This is a genomic window from Micromonospora lupini str. Lupac 08 (assembly GCF_000297395.2).
Lineage (GTDB): Bacteria > Actinomycetota > Actinomycetes > Mycobacteriales > Micromonosporaceae > Micromonospora > Micromonospora lupini.
Genome location: NZ_HF570108.1, coordinates 5,931,171 through 5,948,850 on the forward strand (window position 1 = coordinate 5,931,171; position 17,680 = coordinate 5,948,850).

The 17,680-nt window shown below is 69.3% G+C and carries 22 protein-coding genes; 19 read left to right on the top strand and 3 right to left on the bottom strand.

The window, feature by feature from the left end; genetic code table 11:
* Positions 1 to 9 precede the first annotated feature (9 nt).
* Complete coding sequence (locus MILUP08_RS28100; RefSeq protein WP_039908916.1) at positions 10 to 912, bottom strand: tryptophan 2,3-dioxygenase; 903 nt, start codon at positions 910 to 912, stop codon at positions 10 to 12.
* Between the two features lie 148 nt (positions 913 to 1,060).
* On the opposite strand from MILUP08_RS28100, the gene MILUP08_RS28105 reads away from it, so the two are divergent.
* The 3 genes from MILUP08_RS28105 to MILUP08_RS28115 all read left to right on the top strand — a co-directional run bounded on the left by MILUP08_RS28105 (position 1,061) and on the right by MILUP08_RS28115 (position 2,986).
* Positions 1,061 to 1,525 carry an Lrp/AsnC family transcriptional regulator gene (locus tag MILUP08_RS28105; RefSeq protein ID WP_007464178.1) on the top strand — a complete coding sequence of 155 codons (465 nt, stop codon included), beginning with the start codon at positions 1,061 to 1,063 and terminating at the stop codon, positions 1,523 to 1,525.
* A gap of 96 nt (positions 1,526 to 1,621) precedes the next feature.
* Entirely contained in the window at positions 1,622 to 2,143 is a 522-nt protein-coding gene (locus tag MILUP08_RS28110; protein ID WP_007464180.1) for a hypothetical protein, read from the top strand.
* 75 nt (positions 2,144 to 2,218) lie between these two features.
* Positions 2,219 to 2,986 carry a class F sortase gene (locus MILUP08_RS28115; protein ID WP_039908918.1) on the top strand — a complete coding sequence of 256 codons (768 nt, stop codon included), beginning with the start codon at positions 2,219 to 2,221 and terminating at the stop codon, positions 2,984 to 2,986.
* Here MILUP08_RS28115 and MILUP08_RS28120 read toward each other — a convergent pair.
* Positions 2,932 to 3,711 carry a TioE family transcriptional regulator gene (locus tag MILUP08_RS28120; RefSeq protein ID WP_007464184.1) on the bottom strand — a complete coding sequence of 260 codons (780 nt, stop codon included), beginning with the start codon at positions 3,709 to 3,711 and terminating at the stop codon, positions 2,932 to 2,934. The two genes, MILUP08_RS28115 and MILUP08_RS28120, sit on opposite strands and share 55 nt — an antisense overlap.
* 54 nt (positions 3,712 to 3,765) lie before the next feature.
* On the opposite strand from MILUP08_RS28120, the gene MILUP08_RS28125 reads away from it, so the two are divergent.
* The gene (locus MILUP08_RS28125; RefSeq protein ID WP_007464186.1) at positions 3,766 to 5,352 is read left to right on the top strand and encodes a DUF6194 family protein; all 1,587 of its coding nucleotides are present in this window, start codon (positions 3,766 to 3,768) and stop codon (positions 5,350 to 5,352) included.
* 35 nt (positions 5,353 to 5,387) lie between these two features.
* Here the strand turns inward: MILUP08_RS28125 and MILUP08_RS28130 are convergent, their stop codons facing one another.
* Positions 5,388 to 5,924, bottom strand: coding sequence for an HNH endonuclease (locus tag MILUP08_RS28130; protein ID WP_007464188.1), 537 nt, complete (start codon positions 5,922 to 5,924; stop codon positions 5,388 to 5,390).
* 1,750 nt (positions 5,925 to 7,674) lie between these two features.
* Here MILUP08_RS28130 and MILUP08_RS28135 point away from each other — a divergent pair.
* The 15 genes from MILUP08_RS28135 (at position 7,675) to MILUP08_RS28210 (ending at position 17,680) form a co-directional block, all read left to right on the top strand.
* Entirely contained in the window at positions 7,675 to 7,986 is a 312-nt protein-coding gene (locus MILUP08_RS28135) for a putative quinol monooxygenase (RefSeq protein ID WP_007464193.1), read from the top strand.
* On the top strand, positions 7,986 to 9,185 hold the full coding sequence (locus MILUP08_RS28140) for a helix-turn-helix domain-containing protein (protein ID WP_007464197.1): 1,200 nt from the start codon (positions 7,986 to 7,988) through the stop codon (positions 9,183 to 9,185). The genes MILUP08_RS28135 and MILUP08_RS28140 overlap by 1 nt, the downstream gene beginning before the upstream one ends.
* 187 nt (positions 9,186 to 9,372) lie before the next feature.
* The gene (locus MILUP08_RS28145) at positions 9,373 to 9,705 is read left to right on the top strand and encodes a hypothetical protein (RefSeq protein ID WP_007464199.1); all 333 of its coding nucleotides are present in this window, start codon (positions 9,373 to 9,375) and stop codon (positions 9,703 to 9,705) included.
* A 120-nt stretch (positions 9,706 to 9,825) separates the two neighbouring features.
* Positions 9,826 to 10,758, top strand: coding sequence for a hypothetical protein (locus tag MILUP08_RS28150; RefSeq protein WP_007464201.1), 933 nt, complete (start codon positions 9,826 to 9,828; stop codon positions 10,756 to 10,758).
* Positions 10,759 to 10,870: 112 nt separating this feature from the next.
* Positions 10,871 to 11,746, top strand: a complete 876-nt coding sequence (locus tag MILUP08_RS28155; RefSeq protein WP_007464202.1) for an FtsK/SpoIIIE domain-containing protein — start codon at positions 10,871 to 10,873, stop codon at positions 11,744 to 11,746.
* Complete coding sequence (locus MILUP08_RS28160) at positions 11,743 to 11,928, top strand: hypothetical protein (protein ID WP_039906735.1); 186 nt, start codon at positions 11,743 to 11,745, stop codon at positions 11,926 to 11,928. The genes MILUP08_RS28155 and MILUP08_RS28160 overlap by 4 nt, the downstream gene beginning before the upstream one ends.
* An 84-nt stretch (positions 11,929 to 12,012) precedes the next feature.
* A complete protein-coding gene (locus MILUP08_RS28165; protein ID WP_007464204.1) occupies positions 12,013 to 12,531 on the top strand; it encodes a DUF6197 family protein in 519 nt (172 codons plus the stop codon).
* A complete protein-coding gene (locus tag MILUP08_RS28170; RefSeq protein WP_007464206.1) occupies positions 12,528 to 12,950 on the top strand; it encodes a DUF6197 family protein in 423 nt (140 codons plus the stop codon). The genes MILUP08_RS28165 and MILUP08_RS28170 overlap by 4 nt, the downstream gene beginning before the upstream one ends.
* Before the next feature lie 776 nt (positions 12,951 to 13,726).
* Positions 13,727 to 14,074, top strand: coding sequence for an RRQRL motif-containing zinc-binding protein (locus MILUP08_RS28180; protein WP_039908922.1), 348 nt, complete (start codon positions 13,727 to 13,729; stop codon positions 14,072 to 14,074).
* Positions 14,071 to 14,493: a DUF3307 domain-containing protein gene (locus MILUP08_RS28185; protein ID WP_007464209.1), complete on the top strand. Its 423-nt coding sequence runs from the start codon at positions 14,071 to 14,073 to the stop codon at positions 14,491 to 14,493. Before MILUP08_RS28180 ends, MILUP08_RS28185 begins: the two co-directional genes overlap by 4 nt.
* Before the next feature lie 16 nt (positions 14,494 to 14,509).
* Positions 14,510 to 14,725: a hypothetical protein gene (locus MILUP08_RS28190; protein WP_007464212.1), complete on the top strand. Its 216-nt coding sequence runs from the start codon at positions 14,510 to 14,512 to the stop codon at positions 14,723 to 14,725.
* On the top strand, positions 14,722 to 15,612 hold the full coding sequence (locus tag MILUP08_RS28195) for a hypothetical protein (protein WP_007464213.1): 891 nt from the start codon (positions 14,722 to 14,724) through the stop codon (positions 15,610 to 15,612). The genes MILUP08_RS28190 and MILUP08_RS28195 overlap by 4 nt, the downstream gene beginning before the upstream one ends.
* On the top strand, positions 15,609 to 17,198 hold the full coding sequence (locus MILUP08_RS28200) for a replication initiator (protein WP_007464215.1): 1,590 nt from the start codon (positions 15,609 to 15,611) through the stop codon (positions 17,196 to 17,198). Before MILUP08_RS28195 ends, MILUP08_RS28200 begins: the two co-directional genes overlap by 4 nt.
* Positions 17,199 to 17,285: 87 nt before the next feature.
* Complete coding sequence (locus MILUP08_RS28205; RefSeq protein WP_007464216.1) at positions 17,286 to 17,489, top strand: hypothetical protein; 204 nt, start codon at positions 17,286 to 17,288, stop codon at positions 17,487 to 17,489.
* Complete coding sequence (locus MILUP08_RS28210; RefSeq protein WP_007464218.1) at positions 17,486 to 17,680, top strand: helix-turn-helix transcriptional regulator; 195 nt, start codon at positions 17,486 to 17,488, stop codon at positions 17,678 to 17,680. Before MILUP08_RS28205 ends, MILUP08_RS28210 begins: the two co-directional genes overlap by 4 nt.

A 17,680-nucleotide genomic window follows, 5' to 3' on the forward strand; every position in this document is an offset into this window, starting at 1 on the left:
GCTCTCCGGTCACATCGCGGTGCGGGCCGACCACAGCTCCGGGAAGACCACCCGGGCCATGCTGCGCTGCAGCCACGCCAGACCGGCGGAACCGCCGCTGCCGACCTTGGCACCCATCGTGCGCTGCACCGCCTTGACGTGGTTCCACCGCCAGTCGCCGAACTCCTCGGCGACGCCGCTCAGCGCCTCGCCGAGCAGCCGCAGGTGGTTGTCCGGGCCGCCGTCGTCGTAGATCCGTACCCAGGCCGCCTCGACCAACGGGTGCGGGTCGTGTTCGACGGCCACGTCCCGGTCGAGCAGGTCGGCGGGAAGGTCGAAACCGCGCCGGGCGAGCAGCGCGAGCACATCGTCCCAGAGGCTCGGGGTGGCCAGTGCGGCGCTCAACTCGGCGTGCACCTCGGCCTGCCGGCGGAACGGGCGGATCAGCGTCGGGTCGCGCAGCCCGAGCAGGAACTCCAGTTGTCGGTACATCGCCGACTGGAAGCCGGAGGCCTCGCCGAGCAGATTGCGGAACCGGTTGAAGTCGGCCGGGCTCATCCAGCGCAGGCCCTGCCACGCGGCGTTGAGCCCCTCCAGGTGCAGCTTCGCGCGGCCCAGCGGGGCCAGCGCCTCCCAGATCTGGTCGGCGCGGATCAGCCGCTGGGCCTCCCGCAGCTCGTGGCAGGTCAGCCCGAAGTACAGCTCCATGATCTGGCTGACCATCAGGAAGGACATCTCGCCCGGGTCGTCGCTGAGCGGGTGCTGCATCTTGTGCAGAGCACTGGCCTGCACGTACGCGTCGTACGGCACCATGTCGGCGAACTCCAGGGTCGGCTCACCGCCGGTGCGCGCCGCCTGCGCCGCGCGCTGCCCGGGGGTCACCGGTTGCACCGTGGCACGGCGGTTCGGCGCCCGCCGCTCCGTCTGATCCACCATCTCGTCTCCCTCCCCCGGACCAACCGACGTCATGATCTCGCGGTCGGAACGGCGTGCGGAATGCCGGATCAACGGCACTTGTGGGCCTGACCTGACGAACCGAAGGCAGCTAGGCGAATCCGGTTCACGAAAGTAAGGTTCGAGCGTGGACGACATGGACTGGGCGCTGCTGCGCGAGTTGCAGGCCGACGCCCGGCTCTCCTTCAGCGAGTTGTCCCGCCGGGTGCACCTGTCCCCACCAGCGGTCGCCGAGCGGGTCCGCCGGCTGGAGGAGGCCGGGGTGATCACCGGCTACCACGCCCACGTGGACCTGACCCGGGCCGGCCGTACGGTGGTCGCCCTGATCCGGATGTCCTGTTACGGCGCGCGGTGCATCCTGCACGACCCGGAGGTGTCCGGCTGGCCGGAGATCCTGGAGATCCATCGGATCACCGGGGACGCGTGCAGCATGCTCAAGGTGGCCGCCGGCTCGATCGGCGACTTCGAGGCGGTCATCGACCGGCTCGCCCCGTACGGCCAGCCGTCGAGCACCATGGTCCTGTCGTCACCGCTGGACTGGCGGCCGATCACCCCGATTCCGCCCGCCGACGCCGGCTCCCGCCGCCGCTGACCCTGCCCGCCCGCTGGTTTGCCTCCGGGCCAGCGGGAACTCAGCGCCCGTGCCCAGGGGAGGGTTCCGGCGGTTGTCGCCGGTTGGGGGGAAATCATGCAGGGACTTCGCACGATCAACCGCGCGCTCTCGTCCGTCCTGACACTTGTGGGGCTCATCGGGGCGTTCGTCCTGTTGTCGGTCGCGCCGGCGCGCGCCGGGGAGAACACCTTCGTCGAGGTGACGCCGAACAGCGTCCCGGCGGGCGGCCGGGTCACGATCCGCGCGAGCTGCGACAACAACAACGATCGACAGGCCAACGTGCACTCCGACGCGTTCGGGCACGTGATGCTCAGGCCGGACAACGGCTTCCTCAAGGGGGAGGTCACCGTTCCGGGCAACAAGGAACCCGGTGACTACCAGGTCGACCTGCGCTGCCAGAACAACCAGACGGCCCAGACGATGCTGACCGTGCTCAACATGGCCTCGCCCAGCAAGGGGCCGGCGACCGGGGGCGGCGGCACCGCGGGAGGCCGGGGCACCGGCTCGATCCTGGTCGTCGGCGGCGTGGCCCTGGTGGCCGCCGCGGTCGCGCTCGGCATGGCCGGCGGCCGGCGTCGGAGTGGAGCCGGCTCCTGAGCCGGACCTGCCATGACCCGCAGATCCGCGCGTGCGCGGTCGGACCACCGTGCCCGCCTCCGGGCCGCGGCGGCCCTGCGCGCCTCCGGACGGCTGGTGGCCCGGGCCTCGGGTCGGCTGGGCCGGCTCGCCGGGCAGGCGGGGTCCGCAAGCGTCGCCACCACTGATCCGGACGCCCGGCCGCTGCCACCGAGCCGCCGGGTCGGGTCGACGCGCCGTCGGCTGGGCACCGGACCGGGACTGCCGGTCCTGGCCGTGGCCACGCTGATGGTGCTGATCGTGGCGATGCTGGGCGTCGAGCAGGTGACCGGGGTGAGCCTGCTGCCGGAACGGATCAGCGCCGGCCTGCGACCGCCGCCGAAGAAGTTCCCGGTGCTGCCGGCAAGTCGCCCCACGTCTCTCGCCATCGGCAGGATCGACCTGCGGGCGCCGCTGCACGACGTCGGTATCGCCCCGGACGGCACCATCGCCGTGCCCGACGTGGCCCGCGCCCAGGAGGCCGGCTGGTACGACCAGGGTCCCACCCCCGGCCAGTACGGACCGGCGGTGATCGTCGGACACGTGGACACCACCACCGGGCCGGCAGTCTTCCACCAACTGCGGGACCTGCGCGCGGGCGACCAGATCGAGGTCACCCGCTCCGACGGCCGGGTCGCGGTCTTCGAGGTGGACTCGGTGCAGCGGTTCGACAAGGACCGACTGCCGGTGGACGAGGTGTACGGCGACTTCAGCCGCCCCAGCCTGCGGCTGATCACCTGCGGCGGCCGGTGGGTGGGCGGTGAGCGGGGCTACTCGGACAACCTGGTGGTCTTCGCCTCGCTGGTCAAGGCCCGGGATGGTTGATCTCCGGCGCCGGTGTCGAGGTAGTCGGCGAGCCGGGCGGCCCCGGTGAGCATGGCCCGGCCGCGCTCGGTGAGCCGTCGGCGCCACTGGCCGAGCGACGCAGCGAGCGGTTCGGCGCCACCGGCGTCGCGCACCCGACGCAGCACGCCGGCGATGTGGTCCAGCCGGTATCCGCCCCGGCGCAGCAGGTGCGCGAGTTCGGCGTCCCGGACGTCGTCGGGCGAGTAGACGCGGTGGCGGGTCACCCGGTCGCGCTCCGGCCGCAGGATCCCGGCCGACTCCCACTTGCGCAGGGTCGCGGGTCGTACGCCGAGGCGGTGGGCGAGCACGCTGATCGGCACGGCGCCGCGGCCCTGCGGGGCGGGCTCCGCCGCGGTGAGAGTCGTGACCGCCGCCTCGACCGCGTCCAGGGTCTCCCGGTCGCGGTGCAGCAGCCCATGACCGTTGTCGATCGTGCGCAACGCGGTCTCGATCTCGCCCCGGTTGACGGCGCGCATGATGTCGCCGCCGGCCGCGTGACCGTGACCCACGATGAGCGCGAGGTAGGCGCTCAAAGCCTTGGCGTGCACCTCGGTGAACCGGCGGTACCCGGTCGCGGTGCGCTCGGCCGGTGGCAGCACGCCGTCTCGTTCGTAGTTGCGGACGGCCTGCGCCGACAGCCCGTGCCGGCGGGCGAGGTCGACCGGTCGGCGTACACCCGGGTTTGAGGGTTTTGGGGTTGCCACCGCGCTCCCTCGCTCTGAAGTCTCCACCGCTGGTGCAACGATACGGTTGATGCAATGACCACCCTTCTCGACCTGCTCGCCGGCTCGCCGGCACTGCTCGCGCTCGGTGAGCCGACGCACGGCGAATCCGCCTTCCTCCAGATCCGCAACGACGCCTTCCTGACGCTTGCCGAGCACGGCTACCGGTCGATCGCCCTGGAGAGCGACCGGGCCGCGGGACTGCTCGCCGACGAGTTCGTGCAGGGCGGGGCCGTGCCGCTCGACCGCGTGCTCGCCGAGGGGTTCAGCCACGGGTGGGGCGCCGCGCCGGCCAACCGTGACCTGCTGCTGCGGATGCGCGAGTGGAACGACGGCCGGCCCGCCGCCGAACGCCTGGGTCTGCACGGCTTCGACGCCCCGCTGGAGATCGAGGGCGCCCCGAGCCCGCGGCGTCACCTGCTGCGGGTGTGCGACTTCCTCGGCCTGGACCGGTCGGCGGAGATCGACGACCTCGTCGGGGACGAGGCCCGGTGGAGCGACACGGCCGCGATCTGGGAGCCGGGCCGGTCGATCGGACGCTCGTCCGACGCCCAACGTCTGCGGGTGCTCGCCGACGACCTGCTGACCGAGTTGTACCTGCAGGCACACCGACGGTCCGACGGCTGGGCGGCGGCACTGGTCCACGCCACGTCGGCGGTCGCGCTGCTGCGCTACCACGCGGCGGCCGCGGCGCCACTGGCCCAGGAGGAACGCTTCGCCCGCCTGGCCGGTGTCCGGGACGCGCTGATGGCCGAGAACCTGCTCGCGATCCGGGCGGTCGAGGCACACCGCGGACCCACGCTTGTCTTCGCGCACAACACACACCTCCAGCGCCACCCGAGCACGATGACGGTGGGCGCGACGGAGGTGTCGTGGGCCGGCGCCGGCGCGATAGTCGGAGCGCTGCTCGGCGAGCGGTACGCGGTGATCGCCGGCAGCCTCGGCGCGAGCCCCGCGCTCGGCATCTCCTCGCCCGCCGCGTCGACCTACGAGGGCAGGCTCCAACAGAAGCTCACCCTCCCGGGGTACGTCCCCACGGCCGAGATCGGGCCGGCCGAGCGGAGAACGCACGACTACCGTTACTTCCCACTTGACCAGGCCACCATCGATCACGCCGACGCGGTGCTGCACATCCCGACCGGAGTCGACGCGGCAGTGCTCGCCGACCGGATCCTCGCGCTGCCCGGCGTCGAGCAGGTGGTGGCGAGCGTCGAGAACGGGTCACCCGAGGGCGCCTGGGGCGACCGGTTCTTCCACGTCGGCTCGGATCGCCGCCAGCCGTTCGCCACAATCGTCGAGCACGACGTGCCCGGCTTCGACGAGGCCGCGCGGCTGGACCGCCCCGGCGTCTTCCGCCTCAACCTGGACCTGGGCCGGGCCGAGTTCGAGAGGCTGTTCGGCTTTCCACCGAAGGCGTTCGAGGAGCACCGCGACGCCTTCGACTTCGCCCGGCTGGACACGGTCACACCGCACCCGGGGTACGCGCTGTACGGCTTCGCCAGCATCGTGATGCCGGGTCCGCAGATGCTGCCCGAGGTCGACCGGCTACTCGCGATCGCCCACGGCCGGGCGGTCGACAGGCACGAGCGCGCGACCCGACGGGCGGCCGACCAGCGGGACTGAGCCGGCCGGCGCTTCTGCCGCATCCGGGCTCGGGGTCAGGCGGCCGCCTCGGGCTCGCGCAGGTCGAGCCAGTCGGCCCAGCGGGGGTCCGGAGCGCGGTGCCCGAGGACCCGCCAGGCGGTGCCCTTCGGCGCGGCCGGCAGGGCGTGCAGCCGCCAGCCCAGCTCCGCGGGGGTCTTGTCGCCCTTGGTGTGGTTGCACCGGGCGCACGCGGCGACCACGTTCTCCCAGGCGTGCCGGCCGCCCCTACTGCGCGGGAAGACATGGTCGATGGTCTCGGCCGGCCCCCGGCAGTAGGCGCACCGCCAGCCGTCCCGGGCGAAGATCGCTCGGCGGGACAGCCCGACGTGGGCGCGGTAGGGCACCCGGACGAAGCGGGTCAGGCGGACCACCGACGGCACCGGCAGCGCGTCGCGGGCGCTGTGCAGGATGCCGTCACCGTCGGCGACGCAGACGGCCTTGGCGGAGAGGACGAGGATCGCGGCGCGACGCACCGACACGACACACAGGGGCTCGTAGGTGGCGTTGAGAACCAGCGCGCCGGAGCCCACCGTGGGTCGTATGTCAGGCATCGCGCTCACCCTCCCGGTTCAGCGGCTGCTGCGAAACGCCGCCGACCGGAGCCGGGCACGAGGGCCCGCACCGTCGACGCCCGCTCGATCACCGACGTCCGTTGCGCCAATAGTCCCTGATCGGACCCCGGATTGCACGTACTAATCCCGCATGGGGTATGAGGATCATCCGCAACCGGGCGGATCGCCATCCCGACCTGGGTGAACTCTGCCGTTGCCTGACACTGGTTGACAGCCCTTGCCGGTCTCAGTTGTGCCGGATCTGTGCCCGAGGATCTTCGCCCGGCCCCCTCCCCCGGCTGCCCCCTAGCCATCCCGTCGGCCTTCGTCCGCACACCGTGGAGTGGGTGGGGCCTGCCCGGTCAAGGTGGAGCACACCACCGTCTGAACGACCTTGACCGGGCAGGCCCTGCCCGCTCGGCTCTGCCCGGACGGAGGCCGTCGGGATGGCGCCTACATCCCGGAGTGCCAGAGCGCCCCGCCGGAGGCGCAAGTCCAAGACGCCGGCTTGCGAGCGAGGTAACTGCCCGCGATGACTGATGGTGAACCGTGCACGAACAGTCGGTCCCAGTGAACCGGCACATGCCGGCTTGTCCACCAGCTACCAGTGCATCGTCCCCAGCCGGCGGCGGAGCTGCTGATTCGACAGATTCCGCTGCCCGCCATCGGTCCGTCGCTGGCCTGTGTTCGACAGCACCCGGACGGCCGGCCCCTTATCTGCGAAAGACGGTCTGCCTTTCGCCTAACCTGACCTACCCGCAACCGCTGGTGCCGCTTGCGGGAACCCACTCTTGACACACCACTTCTTCCTGGGCACACTATCCGCTATCGCGACATCGACCGGAACTTACACAAGAAACGGGGAACGCATGGCTCACGACTCGGGCATAAAACGACGCGAAATAATGGGCCGCCGAAAGCTCGTAACAGCAATTCTCGCCACGATCGCCACGGTATTCAGCGTGGCAGTTCTTCCGTCACCAGCCTTGGCCGCCAGCTGGAAGTCGTATACCAAGAATTCCGATTGGAAATCCTGCGGGGTCTACAACAACCTCGGCGGAGTTGCGGGACTTGCGGCAGAGGGTTGCCTCGTCATGAGGGGAAACCTTGTTCAGGCGGTGACGATTGTGACCAATAAGACCGGAAACTCGATTACGATATATGGCTCAGCTGCCCTTTATTCGAACGGCGTTCGAATAAATTGGGAACCCTGCGCGGACACCACCCTGAGCAATGGCTACTCCACCGCTTGCTTCGGTCCCACGCAAAGCCTGGCTTGCCTGGACTTCAACGCCCAAAATGTTGGTGACGTCTGGACGAATATAACTGGACAGCACCACACGGTTTACTCTAAGTCACGCTCGACGTGCACGTAAGTAATTGTGCTTTCCTAGCCCCCAACCTATTTTAGGCCGAAAGCCCCGGACCGCCGTCACCCCGGTGGTCCGGGGCTTCGTAACGTTCCGCGCCGCCGGCGGGCTGTAACCGACGCGCTGGCGGCCGAAGGCCAAAGGCGCGGCGGCGGGCCACCGGCCCGGCCCAGGTTCGGCGGCGCGAGCGGCCTGCGAGGCGGGCCGCCTTGATCTCGTACAGAAAGTTCTCACAAGGGCACTACTTGCCCAGAGACCCCAGCAGTCACCACCTACCACCTGAAGCAAATCCGTAATAGAATACGGGTGGCCGCACATGAGTGCGGCTAGAGTTGCGTACACGAGTCGTAACTCTCAGCTCCAATCAGGGGGTTGGTTGCATGTTCGCACTAGTGGTGCGATTCGACCTGAAAGACGACGAGAGCGCGCAGGCGTTTGACGCTCTTGTAGCTGAAACCGGGGCCGGAATCCGTGCCCACGAGCCGGGGACTCTGATCTACGCCACGCACTCTGTCGAGGGGGCACCGCTCGCTCGGGTCTTCTATGAGTGCTACGCGGACCGAGAGGCATTCGATGCGCACGAGCGGCAGCCTCACGTGATTCGATTCCTCAAAGAGCGCGAACTGTATACGCAGGACGTACGGGTCGAGTTCTTGCAAGTTGGACCCAGTAAGGGCGTCGAGTCAAGCTGATGACTGACGGGACCAATGAGCAGGGCCGACTTATAGCCACGCGTCGGCAGAAGCGTGGACTTTCTCAACGTGAATTTGCCGAGATGATCGGGCGTTCCGAGGCTTGGCTGTCACAGGTCGAGCGCGGGGTCCGCTCGATTGACCGCGTCTCCATCCTGGAGCGGATCGCGGGTGCCCTCGGCATCCCGATGGCCGAACTTTCTCCTGGTACTACTGACGTGGAGAGCGTCGGGGTTCCCTCGGCGGCAGCCGAGCTACGTTCGGTGCTGAGCACCAGTTACGTCATGGCCGCGATCCTGGGCAAGGATCGAGAGCTTCCCCTCCCGGATACGACCGAGCGGGCCGCTCGCTGCTGGACGCTGGCTCACGCTGCCCACTACGAAGATTTGGCCGACCTGCTGCGGGGCCTCCTGCCAGACCTAGAGAGAGCAACACGATCCACGAAGGGCGGGGCACGAAAAACGTACCTCGCCGAGCTGGCCTCGGTGTATCACGCTCTCTCGGCAGCACTGTCGAAGCTTGGCCAGCACGAAGCGGCCTGGGTCGCAACCGATCGCGCGCTGCTCGTTTCCGAACAGGTCGGCGATCCGCTACTGGTTGCCGCTGGGACATTCCGCCTTGCCCTGGTCTTCCAGGGCGGTCGGCAATTCGATCAGGTCATCAGTGCCGCGTCGTCGTCTGCCGCAGCACTTGAACCCGAGGTGTCGGCAAGCAACCCGGCAGCGGCCTCCTTGTTCGGCGCACTGAATCTTCAATTGGCTGTGGCCTCGGCTCGGATGGGTGACGACCAGGGGGCTCACCGCTATCTGGGAGTAGCCCGTGAGGCTGCCCAGCTCCTAGGGGCTAACCGCAACGACTACGAGACTGAGTTTGGCCCCACGAACGTTCAGCTGCATGAGGTTGCGGTGGCAGTCGAACTCGGCGATGCGGGTTCCGCGCTTCGCGCTGCGGAGCGGATCGATCCGTCCGGCCTATCGGTTGAGCGGCAAGCTCGCCTTCTCATCGACGTTGCGCGCGCCTGGACTCAGCGCCGAAGGGTGTCCGAGGCGGTTGATGCGCTTGAGCGGGCCGAAGCGCTCACTCCGGAGCAGGTCAAGGGACATCCGATAGTCGAGATAACGGTTTCTGACCTGGTCCGGATGGACCCCACCCCCTCTGACCGGCTGACTGCCCTGGCCCGCCGGGTCGGGGTGGCCTAGCCTGCCGCACTGCTAGCCGTACTGCCACGAAGGGCGTCCCACAGCGGGGCGCCCTTCTTCGTTGCTCCACAACGGATGATGATCAGTATTTGAGTACTAGACACGTACTTTTGTACGGGCTACTCTGATCCCATTGAACACGGGCAATCGCTCAAGGTGAGCGAGCCCTAGTTGAAGGGAGTCAGTCATGGGACGTCTGCTGCTGGACACCTCGAAGGTGTCGTACGAGGTCGCGGTCAACCCGGTCCCGAAGCTGGACCAGTCGGGTCAGCAGAAGTTCGACCGGGAGACGAAGCAGCCGATGTGGGCGGTGCAGCTCTACGCCCTGTCGGAGGGAAGCGCGGAGGTCATCAACGTGACGGTGGTCAGCCCGGTGATGCCGGCGGTGGCCGTTCGTCAGCCGGTGGTGCCGATGGACCTGGAGGCGCTGCCCTGGGTCAACGACCGCGACGGCAAGGTCCGCTCCGGTGTCGCGTTCCGGGCGTCGGCGCTGACCGCGATGGAGACCGCCGGCGTCTAGCGGCCGGTGTTCCTGTTCGGCTCCACAGAAGCGAGATGAGGACACGGGGTCGCCGTTGATTGGCGTCGTCTGCGACCCCGCGTCCTGTCCAACAAGGTCCCTACAGAGGGAGGACTTGTCGTGTCCAAGTCTAGCCAGAGGTCCCCGTTCGGCTGGTCGAACCGTGGGGGTCAAGTCACTGTCATCGAAGCGCCGGTTGCCCGCTCGCATCGTCGTCGGGCCATCATCTCGTTCTGGGTCACCCTCGGCGTGGTCGGTCTCCTGGCCGCCACGGTGGCCTCCTACTACCTGCACCCGATCCTGGGTGCGCTGCTCGGCGTCGTCCTCGGCGCGGTGCTCGGCGCGGTGGTGTTCGCGCTGATCGCGGCGTGGCCGGTCCTGCGCGTGTTCTGGCACTGGCTGCCAGAGATCGTGCTCGGCCTGGCCGTCGTGTACGGCTGGACCACGCTGATGCAGTCGACCCCGCTGTGGGGTTCGCTGCTCATCGTCGCCCTGGTCGTCGGCGTCCCCGCCGCCATCAAGCCGATCCGGCTGCGGGTCATGGCCTGGGTGTGGTGCCTGATCGTCCGGCACCGCCTGCGGTTGTGCTTCGCGGCGTTCATCGCCACCAACCGGCACGGCTCACTCCCGCTGATCCTGCCCGCCAAGCCAACCCCGGCCGGCGAACGGGTCTGGGTGTGGCTGCGCCCCGGCCTGTCTCTGCGGGATCTGGAGCAGGACGGCCAGGTGCAAAAGCTCGCAGTGGCGTGCTGGGCCAACGAGGTCCGCGTCATGCGCGCCAACCGCAAGTACGCGGCGCTGATCCGCCTCGACATCACCCGCCGCGAACCCCTGGCGCACACCATCGTGTCGCCACTGCCGGACTACGTCCCCACGGACATCCCGGCCAACGCCCCCACCTCACCGGGCATGCCACCCGTCGGCCTCGACCTGCCCGACGTGCCGGACCAGCCGGCCACCGCATCCACCGATGCGCCCCGCCAGCGCAAGCCGCGCAACAACACCACCAACACCACGAGCCCGAACGGGTTCGACCCCTCCGACTACGCCTAACCACCGGGACGGCGCGGACCACGCACCCCCGACGGGTCAAGCGTCCGCGCCCCACCCAATCCCCCACCCGCCCTGACACGTACGTGTCAACCAACCCCCGGGAGTCGTCGTCATGGACCTCACCGACACCATCGAACTACCCACCCCGGCCACTGCGGCGGACACGGTTCCGGTCGCCGGTGGCCTGTCCATCTTCGACCCGGTGTTCCTCGGCATCGACGAGTTCGGCCACCCGGCCTACCTGCCGATGATCTACCGCAACATCCTCATCGGCGGTGAGCCCGGCGCAGGCAAGTCCAGCCTGCTGAACACCATCGTCGGTCACGCCGCGCTGTGCCCGGACGTCAGGCTGTGCCTGCTCGATGGCAAGCAAGTCGAACTCGGGTTGTGGAAGGACGCCGCCGACGTGTTCGTCGGCCCCGACATGGACCACGCCATCCGCACCCTGCGCCGCGTGCAGACGGTGATGGACAACCGGTACTCGTTCCTGCTGGCCCGCCGCCGCCGGAAGATCGGCCCCAACGACCTGTTCGGTCAGATCCTCGTGGCCTGCGACGAGATCGCCTACTTCTCCGCCACCGCCGGAGACAAGAAGGACCAGGACCTGTTCGCCGCGCTGCTGCGCGACATCGTCGCCCGGGGCCGCGCCGTCGGCATCATCGTCGCCGCCGCCACTCAACGCCCGTCCTCGGACATCATCCCGCCGTCACTGCGGGACCTGTTCGCGTGGCGCTTCGCTGGCCGCTGCACCAACGACGTGTCGTCGGACATCGTGCTCGGGCACGGCTGGTACGCCCGCGGCTTCTCCTCCAACAGCATCGACCCGAACAACCAGGGCGAGGGCTACCTCATCGCCGAAGGCGGCATCCCCAACCGCGTGAAGGCCGCCTACATGACCGACGCCGACATCATCCGCGTCGCCGACTACGCCACCTGGACCCGCCGCCGCAGCGGCCTCGCCGCCCCCGCCGCGAAGGTCGCGGCATGAAGACCCGGACCGCTGTCCCGACTCGCGTCCTGGACCTCGTGCTCATCGGCGACGGCGAAGACATCGCCGCCCTGACCGCCATCGCCCGCCACGCGGGCGCGCTCGTCTTCCGCTCCGCACCCACCGCCGCCACCGACGGCAGGCAACGGGTGACTCTCCGGCTCCACCTGCACCACCGATAGAAGCGGCCGACGAACCGGGACCAGCCCTAGGAAGCAAACCCGGCTCGCCGACCCAACCACCGCCCACGAAAGGACGTGGCCGCCATGAATCCTACCCAAAAACAGCCCACCACCTCCGGCGCGCTGGCCGACCTGACTCCGGCCTACATCCTGCGCTGCGCCGCCCGTTACCTCGAAATCCGAGGCTGGACCCAGGGCAGCTACTACGACTGCACCACCGAAACCGCGTTCCCGCCGGCCTGCCTAAGCGGCGCTATCGGGATGGCTGTCTACGGCGACCGCATGGCCGTCCTGCTCGGCGAAAACGCCGAATGCGACAGCACCTTCCGGCACCTCGCCGACTACCTGTGGCGCGACGGCCGCACCCCTGAGCACAACTACTACGGCGCGCTGTGCTCCTCCGACCGAGAGATCGTCGCCGACTTCAACGACCACGTCGGCCACACCCTCACCGATGTCCTCGACGTCCTGCGCGACGCCGCCGATGACTACGAGTGGACCCACGCCACCGAAGACGACCTCGAAACCTACGCCGAACACGAGTACAGCCAAGAACGGCTACCCACCCGCGCCGGGTTCCTCGCCTGGCGGGCCGCCCGATGAACACCGTCTCCGCTCTGCTGACCGGCAACGTTCACGCCGTCCATGACCGCGCCGCCCTCTACCTGGGCCGCTACGGCTGGACCCCCACCGGCCTCTACGACGCCCACGACGCCTGCCCGGCTAAGTGCGCCTGCCACCGCACCGGCACCTACCCGGCGTCGATCCTCGGCGCGATCCGCGCCGCCGTCTTCGGCCGCCCCCGCTGGTACCTGACCGGCATCACCGACGCCGACCAGCACTCCTACAGCGCCGCCGTCGAGTGGTTCAACACCTACCTCATCGCGGTCGGCCACGCCGGCCTGCACGCCCCGGTCTTCGACTGGGAAACCCTGCCCGGCCGCACCCCGGCCGACGTCATCGAGGCGCTGTGCGCCGCCGCCATCGCCTACCGCCGACACACCATCCGGAGGGCCGCATGAGCACCGCCGCCCAGATCACCGACGTGACACGTACGTGTCAAGACTCCGTCTCCACCGCTGGCCTCGTCGCCGCGCTGGAAGCCGCCTGGTCGGCCATCCGCGCCCAGCACTCCGAAGTTCCGGCCGCTGTCCTCGTGGTCGGCTCCGGCTCCCCCACCAAGCCCAGTCAGGGCATGAAGTGGGGCCACTTCGCCGCCCTGCGCTGGCAAGCCGGCGAACAGCAACTGCCCGAAATCCTCATCTCCGGTGAAGGGCTCTCCCGCGAACCGGAAGCCGTGTTCACCACGCTCCTGCACGAAGCAACCCACGCCCTCGCCGACGTGCGAGGCATCCAGGACACCTCCCGGCAGGGCCGCTGGCACAACAAGAAGTTCGCCACCCTCGCCGCCGAACTCGGCCTGTCCACGACCAAGGACGACAAGCTCGGCTACTCGCCCTGCACCCTGACCGACCTCACCCGCGCCCGCTACCGGTCGACCATCACCGGCCTGACTGAGGCGTTGCGGTTCTACCGCCACCCGGAACCGACCGGGGAAGGCAAGACCCGCACGAACAACAACAACGGCGTCTCGTGCGAATGCGAGTGCCCCCGCAAGCTGCGCATCTCCAAGGCCGCCTTCGAGGAAGGCCCGATCGTCTGCGCCCTGTGCTCGGCGGCGTTCCTGCCCGAGGACATCGACCGCGACACCTACGAACACCCCACCTTCACCACCGGCAGCACCCCTGCCGGCGACGACCACGACCAGGACCAGGCCGACGACGACTCGGAGGACCCGATGGTGTTCTACGACCCGACCGGCGAGCGCTACGGCCTGCCGACCTACCCCTACAAATTCGCGCCGAGCGACCTGCTGACCCGCCGGCAACTGCGTGCCCGCAACCTGCGCCCCGGCGGCCAAGACCCCGCCGCACAAATCATGTGGCGTCGCGGAAAGCGCGTCGCCTACCTATTCCGCCTCGACCTCGCTCTCCCGAAGCGGACCGCTACCCCCGCCCAGTTGGCGGCCATCGACAAGGCGCTCACCGCCCGGCGCACCTGCCCCGACTGCGGCCAGGTCCAGCCCTACTACATCCCCCGCCGAACCGGCACCTGCCTCGACTGCACCCCGGAGGTAACCCGATGAACCCCGCACTCGTCTTCGCGGTCATCACCGCCGTCCTGATCCCGGCCCACCAACTCGCCGACCACATCGTGCAAACCGACGCCGACGCGTCCCACAAAGCCGAGCCCGGCTGGACCGGCTGGCGTCACCTCCTGACGCACGTCGCCACCTACCACCTCACGGTCGCGGCCATGCTCGCCGTCACCGTCGCCCTGCTCGACCTACCGGTGTCCGCCCTCGGACTCACCGCCGGCCTGGCCTTCTCGGCCATCACCCACGCACTCCTGGACCGCCGCTGGACGGTCCGCCTCATCCTGCACGCCACCGGCTCCGCCGCCTTCGCCGACCGACAGACCCCGGTCTGCGGCATGTACCTCGCCGACCAATCCCTTCACTACGCCTGCCTCTGGGCCTCCGCCCTCCTCATCGCCTGCCTCTGACCGAAAGGACACAGTCATGCACCGCTACATGATCTCGTTCACCTACAAGGCCCCTCAGGGCATCGGCTTCATGTCCGTCGAATGGCCCTGCAAGCGGCACATCCGCTCCATGGCCGACATCACCAAAATCACCAACGACCTGCGTAGCACCGGCTACATCGAGGCAGTCGTCCTCAGCTTCTCCCTTTTCGCCGACCCAGCCCCCACGCCCGCCTCGAAGGCGGCGTCATGAACACCTCCAAGAACGGCCGCGTCTACGCCTACATCGGCGCACTGTCCGGCGGCACTGTCTCCGTCGCCGCCAACATCGCTCACTCGTTCATCGCCCCGACCGACGCCCCGGCCGATTGGTCGCCGGAGCCCGGCGCGGTCATCTCCGCGATCGTCTGGCCACTGTTCCTGTTCATCGCCATCGAGATCCTTGCCCGCACGCCCTGGCCGACCGGCTGGGGCTGGAACGTGCTGCGCTGGGTCGGGCTCCCGCCCGTCGCCCTGGTCGCCGCGTTCGTGTCCTACCGGCACCTGTCCGGACTGCTCGACCACTACAACGAGGAAACTCTCGTCGTCTGGTTCGGTCCCCTCGCCGTCGATGGCCTGATGCTCATGGCCACCGCCGCGCTCCTCGCCACCGGAAACCGCACCACCCGGCCCACTGAAACCGTCCCGGCACCTGCGCCGGCCACCCTCGCCGAGGCGTCGTCACCCGACATCCCCGCCTCGCCGACGGTCCGCCCGGCCGCCGCGACCCCGGCCACCAACCCCGCACCCGAGATCACCGCACCCGCTTACGAACCCACAACCCTGCCCACCTCTGGCGAGGACACCGACACCCCGACGACGGTCGAGCCCACCCCGGACACCACCGACAAGGACCCGACCCCGGCACCCGCCGCGCCTGCGGTAGCCACCGCCGGCCCCGCGCCCGCGCTGCTCTCCGGAGCCCGGATCGTCGCCAGCGCCCACGAGAAGGCCCACGGTGAACCCATCACCCCCGGCCAGCTCGCTGTGCGACTGCGCGTCCCCACCCACACGGCCGCCGACATCCTGACGGCCCTCAACACCCAACCGAGCATCAACGACAAGGCCCACAACGGCACCGCTGTTGGAGCCACCGCGTGACGTCCTCGACGTTGCCTCTCGCGCCCGAAACCACCACGGTTTCGGGCACGGGAGCCTCCGCTGAGTCCGCCGGCTACTGGCCCTGGGCTACCCCGACCCGCACCACCCGCAACCTGACCGCCGACGGGTGGGTACGCGGGCACGATCCCCGCACCGTCGCGTCAGGGCGTGCCCGCGCCCAAGACCCCGACTACCCCGAATGGCTCGGCCACGTCCGCGCCGCCTCCGCGTGCAAGCACCCGATCCGCCTGGCCGGGCAGATCCACGTCAACGACGCCGACGGCAACCGCATGGCCACCGTCGACACCGAGGACATGCCCGACGGCGCGATCTACACCCCCTGCGGCAACCGCCGCGCCGCCGTCTGCCCGTCCTGCGCCGAGCTGTACCGACGCGACACCTACCACCTCATCAAAGCCGGCCTGCAAGGCGACCGATGGGGACTACCACCGCTCAACGAGCACATCGCCATCTTCCTCACCGCCACCGCCCCATCCTTCGGGCCGGTGCACCACCGAGTCGTGAAGGTCCACGCCGCCGACTGCCGCAAGAAGGACGGCTGCACCTGCCGGCCCTCGGTCTGCCACCCATTCGGCCGCACCTGCCCCCACGGCCAGGAGCTGCGCTGCGGGCAACGCCACAAGGCCGCCGACACCCAGCTCGGCCAGCCGCTGTGCCTGGACTGCTACGACCACGTCGGCCAAGTCGTGTGGAACCACGAGGCACCCGAGCTGTGGCGCCGCACCATCCAACAAGCCGACCGGGAACTACGCCGCCTCGGCCGCGCCCACGGCGTCGACCTGCGCCGCCGCTACATCAAGGTCTACGAATTCCAGGTACGCGGCGTCATCCACTACCACGCCCTCATCCGCCTCGACGGCTACAACCCCGACTGCCCTGAGGCGATCGTCCCGCCGCCGGCCGGCATCACCCGGCAGATGTTCGCCGACGCCGTGGAAGCCGCCTTCCTCAAGACGGCCTACACCTCCGCGTCGCACCCCGCCAACGGCGGGCAGGGCTGGCACATCGCCTGGGGCGACAAGGGCCTGGACCTCAAGCACGTCAACGCCCCCGGCCACGAAGTCAACCTCGCCCAGATCACCGGCTACATCGCCAAGTACGTCACCAAGAGCACCGAGGTAACCGGCCTGAGCCTGCGCCGCGTCGACGACCTCTCCGTCGAAATCCACGGCGACCCGGGCACCCACCTCGGACGGCTCATCCGCGCCTGCTGGGACCTCGGCGAGCACCCCGACTACACGCGGCTTCGCCGCTGGGCGCACCAGTTCGGCTACGGCGGACACATCGCCACCAAGAGCCGCGCCTTCTCCGTCACCCTCGGTTTCCTCCGGTTGCAGCGGACCATCTGGCGGCGCACCGAGGGCCACCCGCACACCTGGGACGACGAGCAAACCGAGCGGGTCATCTACGAACTCGGCTACCAGGCAACCGGCTGGATCACCACCGGCGACGCCCTGCTCGCCAACACCGCCGCCGCCATGGCCCGCGCACAACACCTCGCCGGCATCGACGCCCTGGCCGACGAACTCGCCGCCACTCGCGCGGTCCGACCCCTGGCCGCTTGACACGTACGTGTCAACGCCAGTGAAGCCGTTCCTTGACAACTCCACAGCGCACGCAACACCCCACCCACCCGACCTGGAAGGAGCGTCATGCCCGCACACCCCCGCCCCCTGGTCGCGGTCCGGCTCATCGGCCCGACCGCCACCGTCAAAGCCCACGCCGCAACCATCGCGGCTCAACTCACCGCCTACTACGGCCGCGAACGGGTCACCTGCCGCACCAGCACCCGTTCCGCCGGCTACAGCGGCGAAAGCCGCGCCTACATCACCCTCAGTCGAAAGGAGCCACGATGACCGCACCCGCCCCTACCCCGACGCCGGACCTCTGGTCGATCGGCGACACAGCGGCGTTCCTGCGGGTTCCCGTTGGCACCCTGTACCAATGGCGGCACCGCCGGACCGGCCCGCGTGCCTTCAAGGTCGGCCGGCACCTGCGCTACGACCCGGCCGACGTCCGGGCCTGGCTGGAAGATCAGGCGGCCTGA

Excerpts from the sequence above, each read along its gene's own strand:
- MILUP08_RS28110 (WP_007464180.1), top strand. The coding sequence starts at position 1,622 with ATGCAGGGACTTCGCACGATCAACCGCGCGCTCTCGTCCGTCCTGACA.
- MILUP08_RS28125 (WP_007464186.1), top strand. The coding sequence starts at position 3,766 with ATGACCACCCTTCTCGACCTGCTCGCCGGCTCGCCGGCACTGCTCGCG.
- MILUP08_RS28130 (WP_007464188.1), bottom strand. The coding sequence starts at position 5,924 with ATGCCTGACATACGACCCACGGTGGGCTCCGGCGCGCTGGTTCTCAAC.
- MILUP08_RS28135 (WP_007464193.1), top strand. The coding sequence starts at position 7,675 with ATGTTCGCACTAGTGGTGCGATTCGACCTGAAAGACGACGAGAGCGCG.
- MILUP08_RS28140 (WP_007464197.1), top strand. The coding sequence starts at position 7,986 with ATGACTGACGGGACCAATGAGCAGGGCCGACTTATAGCCACGCGTCGG.
- MILUP08_RS28145 (WP_007464199.1), top strand. The coding sequence starts at position 9,373 with ATGGGACGTCTGCTGCTGGACACCTCGAAGGTGTCGTACGAGGTCGCG.
- MILUP08_RS28155 (WP_007464202.1), top strand. The coding sequence starts at position 10,871 with ATGGACCTCACCGACACCATCGAACTACCCACCCCGGCCACTGCGGCG.
- MILUP08_RS28160 (WP_039906735.1), top strand. The coding sequence starts at position 11,743 with ATGAAGACCCGGACCGCTGTCCCGACTCGCGTCCTGGACCTCGTGCTC.
- MILUP08_RS28165 (WP_007464204.1), top strand. The coding sequence starts at position 12,013 with ATGAATCCTACCCAAAAACAGCCCACCACCTCCGGCGCGCTGGCCGAC.
- MILUP08_RS28170 (WP_007464206.1), top strand. The coding sequence starts at position 12,528 with ATGAACACCGTCTCCGCTCTGCTGACCGGCAACGTTCACGCCGTCCAT.
- MILUP08_RS28180 (WP_039908922.1), top strand. The coding sequence starts at position 13,727 with ATGGTGTTCTACGACCCGACCGGCGAGCGCTACGGCCTGCCGACCTAC.
- MILUP08_RS28185 (WP_007464209.1), top strand. The coding sequence starts at position 14,071 with ATGAACCCCGCACTCGTCTTCGCGGTCATCACCGCCGTCCTGATCCCG.
- MILUP08_RS28190 (WP_007464212.1), top strand. The coding sequence starts at position 14,510 with ATGCACCGCTACATGATCTCGTTCACCTACAAGGCCCCTCAGGGCATC.
- MILUP08_RS28195 (WP_007464213.1), top strand. The coding sequence starts at position 14,722 with ATGAACACCTCCAAGAACGGCCGCGTCTACGCCTACATCGGCGCACTG.
- MILUP08_RS28205 (WP_007464216.1), top strand. The coding sequence starts at position 17,286 with ATGCCCGCACACCCCCGCCCCCTGGTCGCGGTCCGGCTCATCGGCCCG.
- MILUP08_RS28210 (WP_007464218.1), top strand. The coding sequence starts at position 17,486 with ATGACCGCACCCGCCCCTACCCCGACGCCGGACCTCTGGTCGATCGGC.